Source organism: Leptospira congkakensis (assembly GCF_004770265.1).
Classification (GTDB): Bacteria; Spirochaetota; Leptospiria; order Leptospirales; family Leptospiraceae; genus Leptospira_A; species Leptospira_A congkakensis.
This window is the reverse complement of the sequence record NZ_RQGQ01000011.1, coordinates 70,692-88,839: the sequence shown is the minus strand read 5'-3', so window position 1 is coordinate 88,839 and position 18,148 is coordinate 70,692. Positions and strand designations below refer to the sequence as shown.

Genomic DNA, 18,148 nt, shown 5'->3' with positions numbered 1-18,148 from the left:
TCAAAAACATTTGAGTCTCTTTAAAAATTCCGGGAAAATGGTCGGAAATTCCCAAACGAATAAAGAGGCTCTATGTCCGACAAAGAATCAAAATCGCTTTCGATTTTGGACTATCTCAGTGTTACCGTTGCCACCCTAGGAACACTCGGTGTGATCATTTCTGTCATCATGACAGGATGGGAATATGAATTTTCCTTCCTTATCGGTGGTTTACTTGCCTTACTTGTTTCCTCTTACTTTGTTTATAAAACCATTGAAAAGGTTTCTAAAGACAAACAAAAGTCAGGTGCCATTTGGTTGTCTTATGTAATTGCCATTTTTATGTATGCAATGGTAAATACTTTCCAACCACTCAAAGATTTGGAAGAAAATTCCGTTTCCACAAGATTCCAATTTCTACGTGGTTCTAATACAAAAACAGAAAGCGAAGGGGACACGGGCCGTATTGAATACATCCAGTTCCAACCACCAGCTAAGGCCCGTAAGGATATCAATATTATTGGTATCACAACAGAATCACTCGAAAAATTACAAGGGACTTGGCCTTTGCCTTGGAGTTATTACGCAGACATCATAGAAACTTTTAAAGATTCGAACAACATTCTGATGTTCGATATTTTCTTCGTAGATTACAAACCCGGTCAAACGGAAGAGATGGCAGCAGCTCTTCAAAAGAACCGGAATGTCCTTTTCGACTTTCCAATGGAAGTCAGTGCGGAATCGAAGGAGGCTGTTCTCAATTTAGAAAAACGAATTGATATCCTACGTAAGTTTCAATTGAAAAATGTCATCGATGAAAACGATGCAGGAATTTCTTGGGTGAAGTTCCCTCAACCTCCGATTGAACCCATCGCTGAATTGTCAGCTGGTCTCGGTTTTGCGAACGTAAAAAAAGATGAATCTGGTTTGAATCGTAAAATGCCACTTGTGGTAAAGGTTTATAATTCAGGCAGAGAAAGAGAAACCGAATATTTCCCATCCATCGACTTACTCATTGTTTGTAAATACTACGGTATTGACGTTCAAAGAGATGTGGAAGTCAATATGGGACATTATATCAAATTGTCCAATATTCCCAAAAAGATCATTCGTGAGTTTAACATCAAAGAACGAAAATTTGAAGAAAGAGACGTGATGCAAGTTCCGAACGAAAAGCGAGAAGTTGTGATTCCTATTGACTGGGAAGGTCAAATGGAAATCAACTTTGTCGGCGGACGTTATTCCTTCAAACAAAACGAAATTTTTGAAGTTACGAATGATTGGGACGCTGAATTACTCGAAGCAAACCAAATCAGTAACAAAATCTTTCTTGTAGCGATGTATTATGCAACCGGTCGTGGGGCTTCTAAAGACTCCCACTTATCTCCGTTTGGTGATATGTCAGGAATTGAACACCACGCTCATGCCGTAAACACCATCTTAAACCAAGATTTTCTTTCCACTGTTCCCAACTGGGGAATTTTCCTAATTTATGTTGGTCTTGGTGTGATGATTGGCTTTTTGCAACCAAGGGTAAAAACACATATCGGTTTTGCGATTATGTTGACCCAGCTCTTACTTTATGTTGTAGCTGCTCTTTATATTTTCCAAACCTTCAACCTCATCACTGTCCTTCCTTCGGTAACGATCGAACAGATTGTTGTATTTGTGGCCATCATTGGATTTAGAATCTTAACAGAAGAAGAGAACGTAAAATACATTCGTCAAACCTTCTCCAAATTCGTATCCAAAGACGTTGTGGATGAACTTCTCAAACACCCTGACAACTTGGCTCTTGGTGGATCCAAAAGAGAAATCACCATTTTCTTCTCTGACGTTCGCGGGTTCACGACTATTTCCGAACAGTTAGGTCCAGAAGATTTAGTAAAATTACTGAACGAATACCTGTCGGCAATGACGGACATAATCATTGAATACAAGGGAACCATCGATAAATATATGGGAGATGCGATCATGGCATTCTGGGGAGCTCCGGTTCCACTCGAAGACCACGCGTACTATGCTTGTGTTGCCTCACTCGTTCAGTTAGATTATTTAAAAGTCCTCCAACAAAAATGGGCAGAACGAAATGTTCCTGTGATCGATATTGGATGTGGTTTGAACTCTGGCCCAGCGGTTGTGGGGAATATGGGATCTTCTCACAGGATGGAATATACCTGTATGGGTGATACCATCAATCTTGGATCCCGATTAGAAGGATCCAATAAAATGTACACCACAAATGTGATCATTTCTGAATACACTTACGAAAAAGTGAAAGACAGAGTGGTGGCTCGAGAACTGGATTTAGTGCGAGTAAAAGGAAAAACCCAACCTGTTCGGATTTACGAATTGCTTGGAATCACAAACCCAGAAGATATGGAGAAAATGAAGCGGCCACTCCAAAAGGCGGCAACATGAAGTTTACATGCCATCTTATCCTTATCTCGACAAAATCCAATTTCCGGAAGACCTTAGAAAGATAACAGAAGCAGAACTCCCCGAGGTCTGCCATGACCTTCGGGAATACATCATCGACACCCTCTCCGACGTGGGAGGGCATTTTGCTAGTAACCTAGGTGTTGTGGAACTTACTGTTGCCCTTCACTATGTGTTCCAAACTCCTACTGACAAAATCATCTGGGACGTGGGTCACCAAACCTATCCTCATAAAATTCTCACAGGTAGAAAAAAAGAACTTCCTACCGTTCGTAAGTGGCAAGGACTATCCGGTTTTCCCAAACGAGAGGAATCGGAATATGATTTGTACAACACTGGCCATGCAGGGACTTCTATTTCCCAGGCACTTGGTGAGGCCTGCGCCCGTGACTTACTAGGAAAAGATTACAAAGTAACTGCTGTCATTGGAGATGCATCCATTGCCACAGGAATGGCCATTGAAGCCATGAACCACGGTGGTCATATCAAACCGAATATGTTAGTCATTTTGAATGATAACTACATGTCGATTTCCAAAAACGTGGGTTCCATTTCTAATTATCTCAATCGTATCATCTCTTCTCAGATCTATAACAAAGGTAAAACGGCATTTTATAGTTTTTTAAAATGGATTCCGCTCATTGGGCCTGCGTTACAAGCACTTGCTCATAATATGGAAACTTCTTTTAAACATTTTATGATGCGTCCTGGTGGACTTTTTGAAGATTTGGGATTTACTTATTTTGGACCGATTGATGGTCACGATGTGAATCGTGTGGTTCACATGTTGCAAAACCTTTCTAAAATCCAAGGTCCCATCCTTTTGCATGTATTAACGCAAAAAGGAAAAGGTTACAAACCTGCTGAAGCGGATCCCATCAAATATCATGGTGTCACACCGTTTAACAAAGAGTCGGGGAAGATGGCTTCTTCTGACTCCAATAAAATCAGTCTTTCTAAAATTGTTGGAAAAACACTTACCGATTTAACAGACAAAGACAAACGAATTGCCGTCATCACTCCTGCGATGATTGAAGGTTCGGGACTTAGGGAATACCAAGAAACTTATCCAACTCATACATTTGATGTGGGGATCGCGGAACAACATTCGGTCGCATTTGCTGGTGCGATGACAAGTGGTGGCGCCATTCCTTTTATGTGTATTTATTCCACATTTCTCACAAGAGCTATGGACCAACTTGTGGAAGATGTTTCTCTTATGAACTTACCAGTTCGGTTTGTGATCGATCGTGCTGGAATTGTTGGCCCGGACGGCGAAACTCACCAAGGTTTGTCGGATCTTGGATACTTGGCTGGGCTTCCCAACATGGACATCATTGTTCCAAGTTCCGCACAAGACATCATTGATAGCCTACATTTTATGAAGGATTATACAGAACACCCGATCGCCATTCGTTTCCCGAAAGATAATGGCGACTTACGTGAGTTAAAGTTTGATTCTCCTCAAACAATCAAAAAGGCAAAAGGCCGGTTGGTTATCGAGGGAAAAGATTTACTCATTCTTTCTGTTGGGTTTATGTTGCCAATCGCAACTGCTGTAGCGGAGATTTTGAAACAAAAAGGAATTTCCGTTTCCGTCGTAGATCTTTTCTGGTTACGACCTTATGATAAGGAACTTGTCCATGGACAAATTGAAAAGAACCAACGATTTGTGATTTTGGATGAAAGTTATATCCATGCCGGTGCTTCTGGTTTTCTTTTGAATGAAATTCCATCTGACTTCTTGAGCAAATTTTTGAAGACCTTTGCCTTGCCGCCAGAACCCATCCACCATGGGGAAAGGAATCAGATTTTGGATCATTACCGACTGACTGCTTCGCATATCGCGGAAGAACTCGTTTTGTCTTTGAAAAAATAAAAATAGTTTTACGGAGATTTTTTAAGTCTTCCGAAAATGAAAGAAAACAGGCGAGTATCTCATTGTCTTCTAGTTCTTTCCAACTTTCATTAGATTTAGCAAAAGACCATTTCAAAGTCGGTGATTTAGACCGAGCCGAATTCCACCTTCGTTCCAGTTTGGAATTGGAAGAATCCGAAGAAGCCTATTTTTATTTAGGTTTGGTCCAAAACGCCCTCGGCCAATGGTCAGATGCCCTTGCTTCCTATTACAAAGCGGTGAGCCTAAACCATGAGTATGGAAATCCATGTAATGAAATTGGTGTTTTATTATTACGTATGGGCAATGATAAAGAAGCCGTGTATTGGCTAAAAAAATCCATTCGTTGTGAACGTAACGACGCCCCTCATATTTCTTATTTTAATCTAGCAACATTATATAAGTTATGGAATCGTCCAGAAAGATCCTTACAATACCTTCATAAAGCACTGACTTTGAAGAAAGACTTTTCAGAAGCAAATGATCTTTGGAGAGAATTAAAATCTGACGAAGAAGCTCCTTCTAATTAAGAAAAATCTGTTGGGAGAGGGACAACAATCTCTCCCAAATACTTAGGCACTTCCATTTTCACTCCGTTCCATTCCAAATAGGTGGATTCACCTTCTTCTTCTAAATGATCCGAAAGTTCTTTTGCAGCATTCCAAGTGAACCTGTATTTTATTTTTTCTTCTGCGGAACGAAGGCCTATTAGCCCACCATCACTCGTTTCATAAATTTCAAATTCACCAAAAGGATAACTCCTTCCATCATCCGTATGAAATACTAATTCATGATTGGTTGGTTCCACATGTAATACATGGCAGGGGCATCCATCAATTTTTACGTATCCATGTTCGGAGAGTTCTCCGAATTTGTTCTCAATATAAACTCCCTTAGGATTTCCATGGAGATTGTTTCGGAAGTATTGTAAAATCTCTTCTTTATCGATTTTGTTCTCACGAAAGATCCATTCATCATTCGGAGCTACATAGATTTCTGAGTCAAAGATTCTCGGCATAAAATTCTATTTGTACCTATAGGCATATCCCTTCCAACTAGGGAGGGTCGATTTTTGTAAGTAGGAATTGGTGGAACGACCTTTTTGGTCCATCGTTTCCACCGTAACCGAATCGATATGAGTTTGGTTTTTTTCTGTCATCCAAACTCCATCAATATTGCGTTGGAACATATCCTTTTTCACACGCGGCTCATAATCATCCCAAGTGAGGTCTTCCGTATTGCGAATGATCACCTCTCCTACAATTTTAAAGAGACGTTTGGGACGTTCACGGAGAATTTCAACATCTTCCCAGGATTTGACCTTATAACGGGAATCATTTGGCCTATAATCAGGTTCTGGGATAAAATCCACCGAAGAACAGCTGATGACAAGTAAGAGTAGGGGAAATAGGGAAAAATTAAACCTCATTCTATTCCTTAGACAAAAATATGCTATACATTGGTAGAATTGCCATAGGATAAGCAATACAAAGATTTAGGCACCAAGCTTTCATGGAAGAAACAGACATCGGGAAACGCAAACGGGAAAATGTACTTAAGATTGGATACTCAACCTTGGATGAAATCGAGGAAAAAGTAAAGGCCTTTCGAGTCATGAACCAAAATGCCGTGAAAAAACGGTATCTCATCACGCGAGACCCTATTCTCGACCCTCAGGGGAAGGTTCTCCTTGCCAAGGCACAGGAAATCGATGTTTCGGCTGCCAAACTCCTCCGCCGCCATTTTAAGGGCGTGGATATGTTTAAGGTCTTCCAACCGGACGAGGGGCTTGTCATCATCTCTGATATGTCTACCATGGAAGGGGTTTCCTTTTCTATGGATATCGTAACCCAGATCATGAACTTGGGTGGTGGTGCCTACGAAGGGTTTATCGACCGAGTGGATAGTTTTGAAGACTTCATCGGCCTACTGAAAAAAAACCTATTCCCGCGGATGATCATTGTGGGATACCTCCCCAAAGAAAAAATCCAAAACGAAATCATCAATTTTGTAAAAGTAAAACGATTGGACAACTACCTCAGAGCCTTGGAGTTAACCCATTCTGTTTTTAAACCCGCTGCCTATTTTCCAAAAATCAAACAGGTCAATATCTCTCAAGAAGACCCCAAATCCTGGGGTCGTTTTGTGGTGGAAATTGTCAGGGAATACACAAGACCCTATTTTGTAGAAGAAGTTTAATTAAGACAAAATTATCGATCGGTTGAGCATAGCACCTGCGATGTTTCCAGAGTGGACTGCATGTGCCACCGATCGAAACATCGAAGCCATATCTCCTACTGCATAAACACCGGAAACATTCGTTTCATACAAATTAGAAACCTCTATATGACCACTCGGAAGGAGTTTGCATCCAAGTTCTTCTGGTAACTTTGAATGTTGTACCATAGGTAACCTTGTGTAGAGTGCCTCTATGGGAATTTCTTTTCCGGAGTCCAATCGGATGGCAGAAATTTGGCCTTCTTTATGAACCAGGGTTTTCACCACTTCCGTAACAATCGAAATCCCTTCTTTTTCTAATTGAATTTGTTCTTCTTTTGGAAATTGGATTGGGCCGTTTGTGTAAACAGTCAGTTCTTTAGACCAGTGTTTTAAGAATTTAGAATGTTCGAATATACCTGATTCATTCATCCATAGTCCTGTTTTATTTCCCACATATTCATATCCGTGACAATAGGGGCAATGGATGACAGATTTTCCCCAAGATTCAACAAACCCAGGAATCTCAGGTAAGATATCCTTTAGTCCTGTGGCAAAAATAATTTTAGTGGTTAGGATTTCTGTAAATCCATTTCCTTTTACTAAATATCCTGATTTTTGTTTTTGAATTTCGGTTACTTCACCTAACTGAAGTTTAAAGTTTGGATATTCTTTTAAGTCCGTTAGAGCTTTAGAGCGAATTTGGCTCGGAGATTCTCCATCGTGAGTGATAAAGTTATGCGAAGCGGGTGTGGTTTTGTTACAAGGTCTTTCGGAATCAATTACAATGATGTTCCTAAGAGAACGAACAAGGGAAAGGGCAGCGGAGAGTCCAGAAAAGCTGCCACCAATGATGGTTATGTCGATTGTTTGAGCGGATTCCATAGATGCAATCGTGTTGCATCTATGGAAGTTGGCAAGGATTAAACTTCGTAAAAAGTTAAATTTTCATAGAGTTCTTTGGGTAGATTCCCGTTGGCATCCATATACTTTTTGTATTTGTTTTCAAATTCCTTGTGTTGGCGTGTGCGAACGTTTTTGAACCGGTTGTGTAAGTCAGCATAAGCTGGTTGGGCGCTGACTTTTTCTCGGATGTTTTTATGGAAAGGAATGTGGCGGTAGAAGATCGAACGAACCACTCGGTTGACCCTCTGAACACCTTCTGCTTCATACCGAATCCACATAGAATAATCATAAGCAAATTTATCTCGGTCAGTACGGAAACGTTTGAATTCGGAAGAGATTTTTTCTTTGAGTTCTGGGGAAAGGTCTTTACTCTTTTTGTAGAACTGCACATAATCCGTGTAATCTGCCGTGACAGATGGAATTCCTACGTTGTTCCAGTCTGGACCAAGTATATTTTTACAAAGTTCCCAACGGAAAGCAGCAATGGCTTCTAACATAAAGGTTTTTAAGTCCCCTGTTACGAAGTGAGGGATACAAATACGGCCTCTCGATTCCTTAGAACCCGCTCCACGGAAAATAGAAAGATCCTGCCACATCATGATTTTTGGTCCAATGGAAGGAACTAAGATAAAGTCTGGAATGATGGATCTTTGAACAAATTCGCTTTTGATCCCAAGCTCTTCGTTGCGATAGATGACTTCTCTATTGAAGGCAGTGTAATCTACTCCTAAAATATATTGGAGAGCTTTTTCTACATCTTCTTTGGAAACAAAACATTTCTCTAAAGGAATTGTGATATGGTATTTTGTTAAAATAGGGAAGTGGCTGGCAATGTTACCAGAAGTCAAACGAACGTTTGGTTCATACATGGATGAAATTTCAGAACCAAGTCTTGCTTCTCCTGTATCATAATCAGGTGGGATGTCCTTTTCCGATTTGATTCCTGAATCTTTTAGATCCATTTTTAATTTTTCGAAAAACGTTTGTCCTAATTCATCTACAGAAGTTGGGGCTTCACGTGAATAAATTCTTTCTAACCAATCGGTTCCGTAATGGATTGGTGCGCTTGGATTACCGCCACCTTGGTGTAATCTGCTAACCAGTTCAACGATATGTCCCTCATCCAATAGGGTTTCATCGAAGTAACCATAACGTAACATAAGTTCAACGGCTTTGGGTGCTTGTTTGCCCGCTTGTAACCATTTTGTAAAAGATTTTTTATAAACTTCCCAATAGGTTTTTGCAATTGTCCTTCTAATTTTACGATTGTCTGGTTCGGGGTCCAATGGGTTTTTAAAGGATTTGAGTTTTACCATCAAGGTGGAGAACTCTTTTACAGAATCTGGATCTACTTGTGAATAGTTTAGGATTTGGCTTGCAGAGTTTAGAAGTTCTACTTTGAGAGCTTTTGTGTCAATTCCTGCATGAATGGTTCCATTCCCTTGCGCCGAAAGTTCTTCTTTGTTTTTTTGTGCGGATAGTTCGTGGCTGTATTTACCAGTTAATTCAGCTTGTTTAGTTTCTAATTTGTCTAAACTGTTTCCTACAGAAGCAAAAGGTGAACCAAAAATTTGTTTGTATTCTTCGAGTAAGGATTTTGATTTTTTGAGCGCCCATTCTGTCACAGGTAACAACACAGTAGAAGGAATTGTGGAATACCCAGTGTTGAATAGATCTAAAGTTAAATTAAATTTTTCAATGAGAGAGTTTTCTCCAGCAAACATAGAGTTCAACATTTCTGAAAGATCATATGTTTCTTTGTTTAAAATTTCGAATAACTCTCGATAGGTTTTTACATAACTTTCAGCAGCACTTTGTAACAAACTTGGGTCGGCTTCAAACAAGGCTTGTGAAATTTTTGGATTCACGGAAAGGATTTTACGAATGAAATGAAATTCAGCATCGTTCCATTCTACAGCCTCGCTATAGTTCCTTTCAAAAAACTCACCATGGTCTTCTTCTAAAAAAGTAACACTAGGTTTGTCTGGTAAAATTCCCCCGTGTTCTTGGAACCCAGCAAGATTGTTTCGGATGAGTCTCATTACAGGATCAATGATATTTTCATCACGAGTGATGAGGGCTCCTGGACTTACATCTGAAAAGATGGAAGGGTTTAAAATATAATACACAGCACCCAAGTTGTCCATAGTCTGTTCAAACTTTGCAGAGAGACCTTTGATCGAAAGCACTCGTTTGTAGAGTTCTCCGATTTCTTTGAGTAGAGTTCTTACTGCCATCACACCCACGGAAACTTTTGAAGTGAGAGTTTTTTTGGCATTGGGTTGGTTCATCACATAGGTTGAAATGACACAGGATGTTTTGGCGCGAATGGTATAAGGATAAGGAGTCCCTTCAAGGAGAGCAAAGATACCCGGTGTGAGGTTTGCTCCTTCTAAACTATAGAGAACAATGCTTGTGTCTCCCAAAGTGGTTTCCACTCGAACCGATCCTTCGTGTAGGATGTTCATGGAAGTCGAGGCTTTGCCTCCGATGAAAAGGACTTCACCTGGATTGACTGGGATCTTTTGGTTATTTTTACTGGTATCTAGAGGCATTTGGTTGTTCGTTTTGCGAAACTTTGGTTTCCGTCAAAACCTAATAAAGAAGCACCAAATTGCAAAATACTTTTTAGAAAAATACAACATGTTGAAGCCCCAAACCAAATTAAGTGCCAAAAAAGAAATTTATGTCCCAGGAGATAAGTCCATCTCGCATCGGTCGGTACTCTTTAGTGCACTCTCCCAAGGAAAATCCGAAATTCATGGTTTTTTAGAAGGGGAAGATCCTCTTCATACGTTAAATTGTTTTGTAAGTTTAGGGCTTTCAGTCGAATCCATCGGAAAGGGAAGTTATTCCGTCTTAAGTCCTGGGAAAAACAACTTAAAATCGCAAGCCTCCGTTCTGGATTTTGGAAATGCAGGGACGGGAATCAGGCTTTCTGCAGGATTACTTGCTGGGCTTCCCGGGGTCACAGCCACTCTTACGGGAGATGCCTCCCTTTGCAAACGACCGATGGCAAGGATCATGAATCCACTAAGGGAAATGGGTGCGGAGATTGTTTCCGTGGAAGGAAATGATCGGGCTCCTCTTCTTGTCAGTGGAAAACAACTTAAAAATTATTCTTATACTAGTCCTATTGCTTCGGCACAAATCAAAAGTGCACTCGTGCTTGCTGCCCTTGCTTCGGAGATTTCGATTGAGTATAGAGAGTCCGAACTGTCCCGCGACCATACAGAAAATATGATTCGGTTTTTAGGCGGGAATATCGAGCATCATTCACCGGTGCATTTTTCTGTAAAACCACCATATCATTTTGAAGGCGCTAAGTTTGTGATTCCCGGTGATATTTCCAGTGCAGCCTTCTATATTGTTTTTGGCCTTTGTGCCGGTGGGGCAGAACCTCTTCTCATTCGTAATATTGGTCTCAATCCATCTAGAGTGGGTATCATCACTGTTCTGAGAAATATGGGTGGTCGGATTGAAGTGACCGCCAAACGACAAGAATGCGGCGAAGAGATTGGAGATTTGCTAGTTTATCCTTCGAAGTTAAAAAGGTCTGTGATTACAGAAGATTTGATTCCTTCCATCATCGATGAAATTCCGATTCTTACCATTGCTGGATTATTTTCGGAAGGGGGATTCCAAATCTCTCACGCAGAAGAACTTAGAGCCAAAGAATCAGATCGTATTTTGTCTATGGTTTCCAATTTAGAAAGACTTGGGGTCTCTGTAAACGAATCCAAAGATGGATACGAATTTGGAGAAGTAAAAGATATCAAACCCACTGCGATTGAAACTTTTATGGACCATAGAATTGCAATGAGTTTTGCCATCCTTTCTAAATTGTCAGGCGTGGAACTTACGTTTGATGACACAAGTTGGGTGGACACAAGTTTTCCAGGATTTTTTGAGATCTTAAAATCATTTTAAATTTTTTTGAATCAGGTATCAACCAATGCCTAATTCAAAGTTTTTTAAAAACTTAATTTAAGATCTCGTTCGTTAAGGTTTTGGGTTCAAGTGATTGTTGGGATATGGACTCTTATCGTCACTTCAAAACTAAATTCATCAACTTTGGTAAACTCATAAGCAAGATTTAATTGATAGTCTTTTAGTAACATCAGAAGGCCAATCCCAGTAGTTCCCGTTCCATGATTTCTTGTTTCTAAGGCTTCAAAATACAATTGGTCTATATTTCCTGATTGGATGGTTTGGATTTTATTTTCAAAAATTGTTTTTGTCCAAGGGGTCACTCTATTTTTGACTTCTACACGCAAATGAGTTCCTAAGTCTTTTATCTCTACAAAAATTTTACTGTTTTCTTTGTCCGAATACTTTGCCGCATTTTCTACAAGTTCGTTGATGATTGTGGAAATAGCATTGTTATCTAATCTTTTGGATTCATAAGAATGGAAATAAAACTGAGAGATAAAATTGGATAATACATCGCAACGTTTCCAATAAAAAGTCATATCTATCGCAGATAGAGAAATGGATAGATGGCTATGATAAAAACTATTTCCTTCGAGAAGGGATTTGTCTTCGCTAACTATAGTTAGCTTGTGGTTTCTATTTTCTTCTGAAAGTATTGGTTCGTTTGTTTTTTCTGTGATTGTGGATCTCTGATTGGAAAAACTGGCAAAGGACATTGGGCACCTCTTTATGATTTAAGGATACCCTAAAAGGGAAACTTGGTCGTCTGAGTGGATCGGTCCTTACTTTTAAAATAATCCGTTTCGATCGAACCGGACAAATTGTGTCCCAGAAAATTTCAAATTTATGTTAAATCATTTGGAAATAAATATTCGATTTGTACGGAAAATGAATGGTAACATTTCTTGGATTGAAATCACTATTAGTCTAAACAGTGCTAATTTAAATTGAATCTCCAAACCAGCTGGTATTATGATGTCTTCTTTTCTCCAAACTCACAATGAATCCTTAAACTTCTTTCTTTTGTTTTCTACATTACTCGCTTTACTTTACGCAATCGGAGAATTTTTCAGTTACCATAAAAATAGAAAACAAATTTTACTCGGGATTATCTTTTTAGGAGCCGGTTATCATTTATTAAATTTTTATCTAATTTCTTCGGGGAAAATGAAGTGGTTCTATCCATTGTACCTAACTGATTTGCCGATTGTTGCCTGTCTCGGGGTGTTACTAGATGAATACTTTCTCACTGTTTTAGAAGGGAAATACCGTTCTTTCCGTAGATTATCTTACCGAATTGTTCCTTTGGTTTCCTTATTTGTTTTGATTATGATTTGGAATTTTTGGAACAAAACTTATTATTTAGAAAGTGAAAATAACGGCCAAAACCCCTTCTTGGATCGGCCTTTGTTTTTGGTTTTGCCCACCATTTTGATTTATATTTGGTGTATGCTCCGTATTTTTAGAAGGATATCCAAACAGATCCGTTGGAGTACCTTTCGTAAGAATTATACACTTAAGATTGGGATTATCATTGTTGGGTTTTGTTTGGCATTGTCGTTGAATGGATTGAAAACTTTGGTCACTGGAGGCCAAACCGCTCACCAATTATCAGGAATTGCCATTGGATTTTTTTTATGTTTTTTATATGTGATCCGACAGAGTTTTCCCGATTTCTTTTTGGAAGTTCGAAAAATTGTAGAAGATGAAAAAAAGGCAAAGATCTCACAAATTTCCAAACTAGATCACAAAGAAGTCAGGAACAAACTCGCGAGTTTGTTTGAAAAAGAAAAGATTTATCGTGAAGAAAAACTAAGCCTTCGTGAATTAGCGGAAAGAATGGATCTTAGTTCTCACCAACTCTCTGAATTTTTAAATACAGAAATCAAACAAAGTTTTTATCAATACACAAATCTTTACCGAGTGAATGAGGCTAAGGAAAAAATCGAAAAAGAACCGGAAAGGTCTCTTCTTGCCATTGCTTATGATGTCGGTTTTGGATCCAAATCTACCTTTAATGAAGCCTTCAAAAAGGAAACAGGAACCACTCCGAGAGAATATAGAGAAAAAATTTTGAAAAAACATCCAGTTCGATCCAATCGGTCGTAGTTTTCAATCCAATTCGATCGATCCAGACGATTCGGATTCTTTTTCGTAGTAGGATGGATTCAAGTTTGAGAGGGAAAAACAAATCCCACAAAAAACAAATTTGATTCAAAGGATAATCCCATGAAAAAGAAAATCAGTTTAGTTCTAGCGATTGCGTTTTTAAGCCAAGCTACATTTGCAGCACCTGCAAGCCAAATGAGTGTAAAAGAAGCTGCGCGAGTTTTAGTAAACAATGGAATGACTAACCATGAAGCACATGAGTATTTAAAAGCTCATATCACTCCACAAGAATTCGTAAGAATCAGTAGAGAAATCAAAAATGCTGAATTCGCAGGAACTCTTGATCAAGATTTGGAGAGTATTGTTTCTTCTATCCAATTAAAAAAATCTACAGGAAACTACTTACACGGAGCAAACTTCAAAGTTTTTGAAAACGTTTTGGCATCTGTGACAGTGGTTGCAGTAGTTGGATTACTCATTCACACTGGTGGATTTGGAAACGTTGTTTCTGGCGGGATGTATGATTCCGTAGGACTTGGATTCTAATCCGTTCTGGTCTTTGTAAATAAAAACTTAAGAATCTTGTTTCTATCCATTCTGAATGGTTAGTAGAAACAAGATCTCTTTTTTAACACAAAAAACAATCGAGTAAAAAATGAAGAGTATAGAGTTTCAAGGAACTAATAGAAAAAAAAGAATCTACTTTTGGATTTCTATTTTTACATTCCTCTTTGGTGTGAACCTAACTGCTGAAGTAAAAAAAGAAAATCAAGTTTTGGACTGGGATGGGGACCGTCGACAGTTTATACATAAGAAAGTAACCTTAGAAGAACTTGGTCTCAAATCACAAACACATTATGTATTAGAAAATTTTGCCATTCATTCAAAATTGGATCTTGAACCAATCCCTTTAGAACAAGTAGAAGGAAATTTAAAATTACTAACTTTAGGATTCCAACTTCGTAAAATCGAATCTAAATTCAAAACCATTTCCCTTTTGTCGGGATCAAAAGAGAAAATTACAAACTTCCAACCAAAAGTAATTGTGAGAGTGGATGCACCATACGCGTATTCGCCGACAGATTATTTTGATACCAAAGTTTCTTTAAAGAATACAGCCCTTACCATCCCTCCGGCAGAATCCAATGGAAATTGGAATAGCGAGATGTGGTTTGCTCCTAAATGGGATTTCCCAGTCCTCAGCACATTTGCTTTTGAAAGGATCATCGATACGGCAACTTGTCCCGATTCTATTTATCATGAATACACTCATCTAATCACAGGGAAATATCTCGGCAACAACGCGATTGGTCGTTCCTTGGCAGAAGGAGTTTCCGATTATTATGCTGCGTCTTTGTTAAATCATCCGGAATTGTACACTCACAAAACATGCGAAGCGGTCAAACGCCAACTTTTAGTTTCTTCCTTTCGTCTGGATAAAGAGATTGGATTTTATGATGCAACCATTGAATCCGATTTTAAAAAAGATTTTGCCTTTATTCCTTCTTTACTTTGGCAGTATCGAGAACTTGTCGGAAGTGAACTCGCCGATGTTACCATCTTTCAAGCGATTACAAAAACAAATGCAGGGGATAGATTTTTTCCTGAGTTCATTGAAACACTTTCCTCATCTCTTTTTACAGAATTAAAAAAAAGAAGTGGAGAAGAACGGGCGAAAGGAATGGTTTTGGAATTGGAAAACAAAGTTTGGGTTCCCCATGGAGTTTATTCTAAGGTAAGCCAAAATCAGTCGGTATTTTCGGTATTCCCAAAAACTTCGATTCGTGTTCCCAATTCAGATGAAAAGTCAAATGAGTTTTGTAATACAAAGAACGAATTAGAGTTTTATTGGAAAGAAGTAAACGAAAGAGAACCTACACTTCGATTCTATTGGAATTGTAATCAAGTCAAACTTCCGCTTGTGATTCAAATGGAACAAACAAGTCCCATGAATTATTTATTTTCTTCAAATTTACATTTTTTGAATGGAAAATTAAAATTTGCGAGCATCAGCGCGAACAAACCAAACCCTAAACTATCAAAAGAAAACCAAGTTTTATATCTTCAAATGTATAATTACATCAAAGATAATTATTTTTATCGAAATACTATGGAGAAGGAAATGCGATTGTATTTAGATGGTGGTAACGATGCCAGTCATATCCAAAACATTCGAATGGAATTTGCTTATCTAGGTAGTTCTAAAAAAAGATTTAGATATACTTTTCCAGCGATTAAAGATGGGGTTTACTGATTGGAAATTTGATTTGGTATTCGGCTCCTTTGTTTCCTTGGAAGGTAAGAGTTCCATGGATTTGTTTGACTAACATAGTCACTAAGGTGAGCCCAAAACCTAGATTCTCTGATTTTGTGATTTGAGGGTCGAAACCTTTTCCATTATCGCTAATGAGCAATTGGAAGTTTTGATCCTCTTTCCATGTTTTGATGGTAATTTCTAATTCTTTATCTTCTTCTCTTGCATATTTCAAACTGTTGGTGAGAAGTTCATTTGTGATGATCCCAATTGCCTGGAGTTGCTCTGCGGATAATTCTTGGTTGGTTATTTCTGTATTTAGTTTTACTGGATAGGAAAATAAAGAAATGACCTGCTCAGATAAAGGAATTAAATATTCGTTAAGTGCAGATTCACGAAAACCTTTCCCTGAATATAGTTTATCATAGAGAAGAGCCATGGTTTTGATCCGGCTCGTGGCATCTTTAAGAGAATTTTTTACCACCACGTTTTTTTCTGATCCTGCTTGTAAATCAAGTAGATTGTAAAGGATCGTCATATTGTTTTTGATCCTATGGTGGACTTCTCTTAAAATTAATTCTTTTTCAGAAAGTAAGGATTTTACTTTTTCTTCTGCAGTTTTTCTTTCCGTAACATCATGGACAATGGAAAAAAGCAAACGACGGTTATTTGTTTCAATCGGTGTGGAATAAACTTCTACTTGTTTGGTGACACCATTTGCTAGTTTGTGTGGAAAAGAAAAATAACTTCTTTCTTCTGCGAGGGCCCGCATTCTCTCCGCTTTCACTTCTTCGGGAGGTAAGGTATTGATCTCATCAATTTTCATCTTGGTTAAAACTTCATGTGGGTAACCATAGTATTGAACTGCAGCTTGGTTGGCACTGATGATATCACCAGAATTTGGTTCGATGATAAGCATAACAGAAGAGTTCTTTTCAAAAAAATTACGAAACCTTTTTTCGCTTTCGGTTAATCTTTCTGAAACAATTGATTTTTCTATGGCAATGCTGGCAAGATCAGCCGTTTCCGTAATGATAAAGATATCAAATTCATTAGGACTGGAAATTTCTTTATGATAAATGGCAAAGGTTCCAATGACCTCGTTTGAATGAGTTCGGATGGGTTCCGACCAACAAGAATAGAGACCCACACTGAGAGCTATGTCTTTGTAATTTTTCCATAAAGGACTAGTTCCGATATCTTCCACAATGACACGTTTACCAGTGTACGCGGCAGTACCACAAGAGCCAACTTCTGGTCCAATTCTGACTCCTTCGATGGCATCGTTATAAACTTTGGGAAGAGAAGGGGCAGCTCCCATTTTGATTTTAGAATTTTCGATGAGAACAACAGAGCAGATCATTGTGGGATTTAAAGTTTCAATCCCTTGGACAATTTCGTTTAAGATTTCAGGAAGGGTTGTATTGTTTACGATGAGTTCTAGGATCCCACTTCGGAAACATTCGAAGTCAGCAATGCGTTCTGGATCTAGATTGCGATTTCTAAGTTTCACTAGCACCCCGCCTTGGGTGTCGTTGACAGTATGCGTGAAAATTCTGATGTCAAGGTAAAATCGTTTACCGCCGGTTAGTCTTAGTTTGCCTTAAGAATTCCTCTGGACGAAATCAATTCCCGTTCTAGTTTTAGAATATAAAACCATGAGTCTTTTAAATATAGAAAACGTCATTGCCATTGATGGGCCTGCGGGCTCCGGAAAAAGTACACTCGCACGTATGATTGCCCATAAAATCGGATATCTTTACCTGGATTCAGGAGCCTTTTATCGAGGATTAACTCTTGCTATATGGGAAAAGTTTTTAGAAACTAAGGAAGATGAGTCTAGATTTCCTTTCTTCACTGAAAAATTAGCGGACGCCACTCTTTTGGAAAAAGACGAAGCGCAGTTCGGATTTTCGGTCGCAAAAATTCCCGTACACTGTGAACTTTCTTCCACCGGAGAAAATTTGATGTTCCTTGGAGAAAGAGACATAAGTTTAGAAATCCGAGATCCTGAAATCACAAAAAAAATCCGTTACATTGCTCCGAGACGTGCCTTCCGTGAAATCCTGAACCACCACATCCGTGAATTTGCCAAAACTCATAAATTGGTGATGGATGGCCGAGACATTGGGACAGAGGTTTTTCCTAAATCCAAATTTAAATTTTTTCTGACCGCCTCTGTGGAAGTGAGGGCCAAACGCCGATACGATGAATTAGTATCAAAAGGCTTCAAAGCCGACCTAAACCACATTAAGGACGAGATTGAGGCTAGGGACGAAAGTGATACTACCCGTACGGTGGCTCCTCTGAAACAAGCTTCCGACGCAATCCTGATTGACACGAGCACCCTCGACACGGAAACTGTCCTAAATACTATCCTGTCCAAGGTTTCATCCTCTGGGCAAATCTAGGTT

The 18,148-nt window shown here is 38.9% G+C and carries 15 protein-coding genes; 9 read left to right on the top strand and 6 right to left on the bottom strand.

Features of this window, described 5'->3' with window-relative positions:
- The first annotated feature begins 72 nt into the window (after window positions 1-72).
- The 3 genes from EHQ70_RS07705 to EHQ70_RS07695 all read left to right on the top strand — a co-directional run bounded on the left by EHQ70_RS07705 (window position 73) and on the right by EHQ70_RS07695 (window position 4,845).
- Window positions 73-2,400: an adenylate/guanylate cyclase domain-containing protein gene (locus tag EHQ70_RS07705; RefSeq protein WP_135585129.1), complete on the top strand. Its 2,328-nt coding sequence runs from the start codon at window positions 73-75 to the stop codon at window positions 2,398-2,400.
- 7 nt (window positions 2,401-2,407) lie between these two features.
- Window positions 2,408-4,297 carry a 1-deoxy-D-xylulose-5-phosphate synthase gene (gene dxs, locus EHQ70_RS07700; RefSeq protein WP_135585127.1) on the top strand — a complete coding sequence of 630 codons (1,890 nt, stop codon included), beginning with the start codon at window positions 2,408-2,410 and terminating at the stop codon, window positions 4,295-4,297.
- 62 nt (window positions 4,298-4,359) lie between these two features.
- Window positions 4,360-4,845, top strand: coding sequence for a tetratricopeptide repeat protein (locus EHQ70_RS07695; protein ID WP_135585125.1), 486 nt, complete (start codon window positions 4,360-4,362; stop codon window positions 4,843-4,845).
- Here the strand turns inward: EHQ70_RS07695 and EHQ70_RS07690 are convergent.
- Entirely contained in the window at window positions 4,842-5,333 is a 492-nt protein-coding gene (locus EHQ70_RS07690) for a hypothetical protein (RefSeq protein WP_135585123.1), read from the bottom strand. The genes EHQ70_RS07695 and EHQ70_RS07690 overlap by 4 nt on opposite strands.
- A 6-nt stretch (window positions 5,334-5,339) precedes the next feature.
- The gene (locus EHQ70_RS07685) at window positions 5,340-5,744 is read right to left on the bottom strand and encodes a hypothetical protein (RefSeq protein WP_135585121.1); all 405 of its coding nucleotides are present in this window, start codon (window positions 5,742-5,744) and stop codon (window positions 5,340-5,342) included.
- An 83-nt stretch (window positions 5,745-5,827) separates the two neighbouring features.
- Here EHQ70_RS07685 and EHQ70_RS07680 point away from each other — a divergent pair, with 83 nt between their 5' ends.
- On the top strand, window positions 5,828-6,514 hold the full coding sequence (locus EHQ70_RS07680; protein WP_135585119.1) for a hypothetical protein: 687 nt from the start codon (window positions 5,828-5,830) through the stop codon (window positions 6,512-6,514).
- Here EHQ70_RS07680 and EHQ70_RS07675 read toward each other — a convergent pair whose 3' ends face one another.
- Entirely contained in the window at window positions 6,515-7,417 is a 903-nt protein-coding gene (locus EHQ70_RS07675) for an NAD(P)/FAD-dependent oxidoreductase (RefSeq protein ID WP_135585117.1), read from the bottom strand.
- 38 nt (window positions 7,418-7,455) lie between these two features.
- Window positions 7,456-9,993 carry a cyclic nucleotide-binding domain-containing protein gene (locus EHQ70_RS07670; RefSeq protein WP_135585115.1) on the bottom strand — a complete coding sequence of 846 codons (2,538 nt, stop codon included), beginning with the start codon at window positions 9,991-9,993 and terminating at the stop codon, window positions 7,456-7,458.
- Between the two features lie 88 nt (window positions 9,994-10,081).
- On the opposite strand from EHQ70_RS07670, the gene aroA reads away from it, so the two are divergent.
- Window positions 10,082-11,368 carry a 3-phosphoshikimate 1-carboxyvinyltransferase gene (gene aroA, locus EHQ70_RS07665; RefSeq protein WP_135585113.1) on the top strand — a complete coding sequence of 429 codons (1,287 nt, stop codon included), beginning with the start codon at window positions 10,082-10,084 and terminating at the stop codon, window positions 11,366-11,368.
- A gap of 86 nt (window positions 11,369-11,454) precedes the next feature.
- Here the strand turns inward: aroA and EHQ70_RS07660 are convergent, their stop codons facing one another.
- Entirely contained in the window at window positions 11,455-12,087 is a 633-nt protein-coding gene (locus EHQ70_RS07660; RefSeq protein ID WP_135585111.1) for a DUF6272 family protein, read from the bottom strand.
- A 256-nt stretch (window positions 12,088-12,343) separates the two neighbouring features.
- Here EHQ70_RS07660 and EHQ70_RS07655 point away from each other — a divergent pair, with 256 nt between their 5' ends.
- The 3 genes from EHQ70_RS07655 (at window position 12,344) to EHQ70_RS07645 (ending at window position 15,734) form a co-directional block, all read left to right on the top strand.
- Window positions 12,344-13,480 carry a helix-turn-helix domain-containing protein gene (locus tag EHQ70_RS07655; protein WP_244288256.1) on the top strand — a complete coding sequence of 379 codons (1,137 nt, stop codon included), beginning with the start codon at window positions 12,344-12,346 and terminating at the stop codon, window positions 13,478-13,480.
- A gap of 120 nt (window positions 13,481-13,600) precedes the next feature.
- Window positions 13,601-14,026: a hypothetical protein gene (locus EHQ70_RS07650; protein WP_135585107.1), complete on the top strand. Its 426-nt coding sequence runs from the start codon at window positions 13,601-13,603 to the stop codon at window positions 14,024-14,026.
- A 109-nt stretch (window positions 14,027-14,135) separates the two neighbouring features.
- Window positions 14,136-15,734 carry a hypothetical protein gene (locus EHQ70_RS07645; protein ID WP_135585105.1) on the top strand — a complete coding sequence of 533 codons (1,599 nt, stop codon included), beginning with the start codon at window positions 14,136-14,138 and terminating at the stop codon, window positions 15,732-15,734.
- Here EHQ70_RS07645 and EHQ70_RS07640 read toward each other — a convergent pair.
- Window positions 15,715-17,247 carry a PAS domain S-box protein gene (locus EHQ70_RS07640; protein ID WP_135585103.1) on the bottom strand — a complete coding sequence of 511 codons (1,533 nt, stop codon included), beginning with the start codon at window positions 17,245-17,247 and terminating at the stop codon, window positions 15,715-15,717. The two genes, EHQ70_RS07645 and EHQ70_RS07640, sit on opposite strands and share 20 nt — an antisense overlap.
- 145 nt (window positions 17,248-17,392) lie before the next feature.
- Between EHQ70_RS07640 and cmk the strand changes: the two genes are divergently transcribed.
- Complete coding sequence (cmk, locus tag EHQ70_RS07635; protein ID WP_135585101.1) at window positions 17,393-18,145, top strand: (d)CMP kinase; 753 nt, start codon at window positions 17,393-17,395, stop codon at window positions 18,143-18,145.
- Window positions 18,146-18,148 lie beyond the last annotated feature (3 nt).

What these genes read in the sequence shown, in the direction of transcription:
- EHQ70_RS07690 (WP_135585123.1), bottom strand. Translation starts at nt 5,333, where the DNA reads ATGCCGAGAATCTTTGACTCAGAAATCTATGTAGCTCCGAATGATGAA.
- aroA (WP_135585113.1), top strand. Translation starts at nt 10,082, where the DNA reads ATGTTGAAGCCCCAAACCAAATTAAGTGCCAAAAAAGAAATTTATGTC.
- EHQ70_RS07675 (WP_135585117.1), bottom strand. Translation starts at nt 7,417, where the DNA reads ATGGAATCCGCTCAAACAATCGACATAACCATCATTGGTGGCAGCTTT.
- cmk (WP_135585101.1), top strand. Translation starts at nt 17,393, where the DNA reads ATGAGTCTTTTAAATATAGAAAACGTCATTGCCATTGATGGGCCTGCG.
- EHQ70_RS07705 (WP_135585129.1), top strand. Translation starts at nt 73, where the DNA reads ATGTCCGACAAAGAATCAAAATCGCTTTCGATTTTGGACTATCTCAGT.
- EHQ70_RS07670 (WP_135585115.1), bottom strand. Translation starts at nt 9,993, where the DNA reads ATGCCTCTAGATACCAGTAAAAATAACCAAAAGATCCCAGTCAATCCA.
- EHQ70_RS07645 (WP_135585105.1), top strand. Translation starts at nt 14,136, where the DNA reads ATGAAGAGTATAGAGTTTCAAGGAACTAATAGAAAAAAAAGAATCTAC.
- dxs (WP_135585127.1), top strand. Translation starts at nt 2,408, where the DNA reads ATGCCATCTTATCCTTATCTCGACAAAATCCAATTTCCGGAAGACCTT.
- EHQ70_RS07680 (WP_135585119.1), top strand. Translation starts at nt 5,828, where the DNA reads ATGGAAGAAACAGACATCGGGAAACGCAAACGGGAAAATGTACTTAAG.
- EHQ70_RS07650 (WP_135585107.1), top strand. Translation starts at nt 13,601, where the DNA reads ATGAAAAAGAAAATCAGTTTAGTTCTAGCGATTGCGTTTTTAAGCCAA.
- EHQ70_RS07655 (WP_244288256.1), top strand. Translation starts at nt 12,344, where the DNA reads ATGATGTCTTCTTTTCTCCAAACTCACAATGAATCCTTAAACTTCTTT.
- EHQ70_RS07685 (WP_135585121.1), bottom strand. Translation starts at nt 5,744, where the DNA reads ATGAGGTTTAATTTTTCCCTATTTCCCCTACTCTTACTTGTCATCAGC.
- EHQ70_RS07660 (WP_135585111.1), bottom strand. Translation starts at nt 12,087, where the DNA reads ATGTCCTTTGCCAGTTTTTCCAATCAGAGATCCACAATCACAGAAAAA.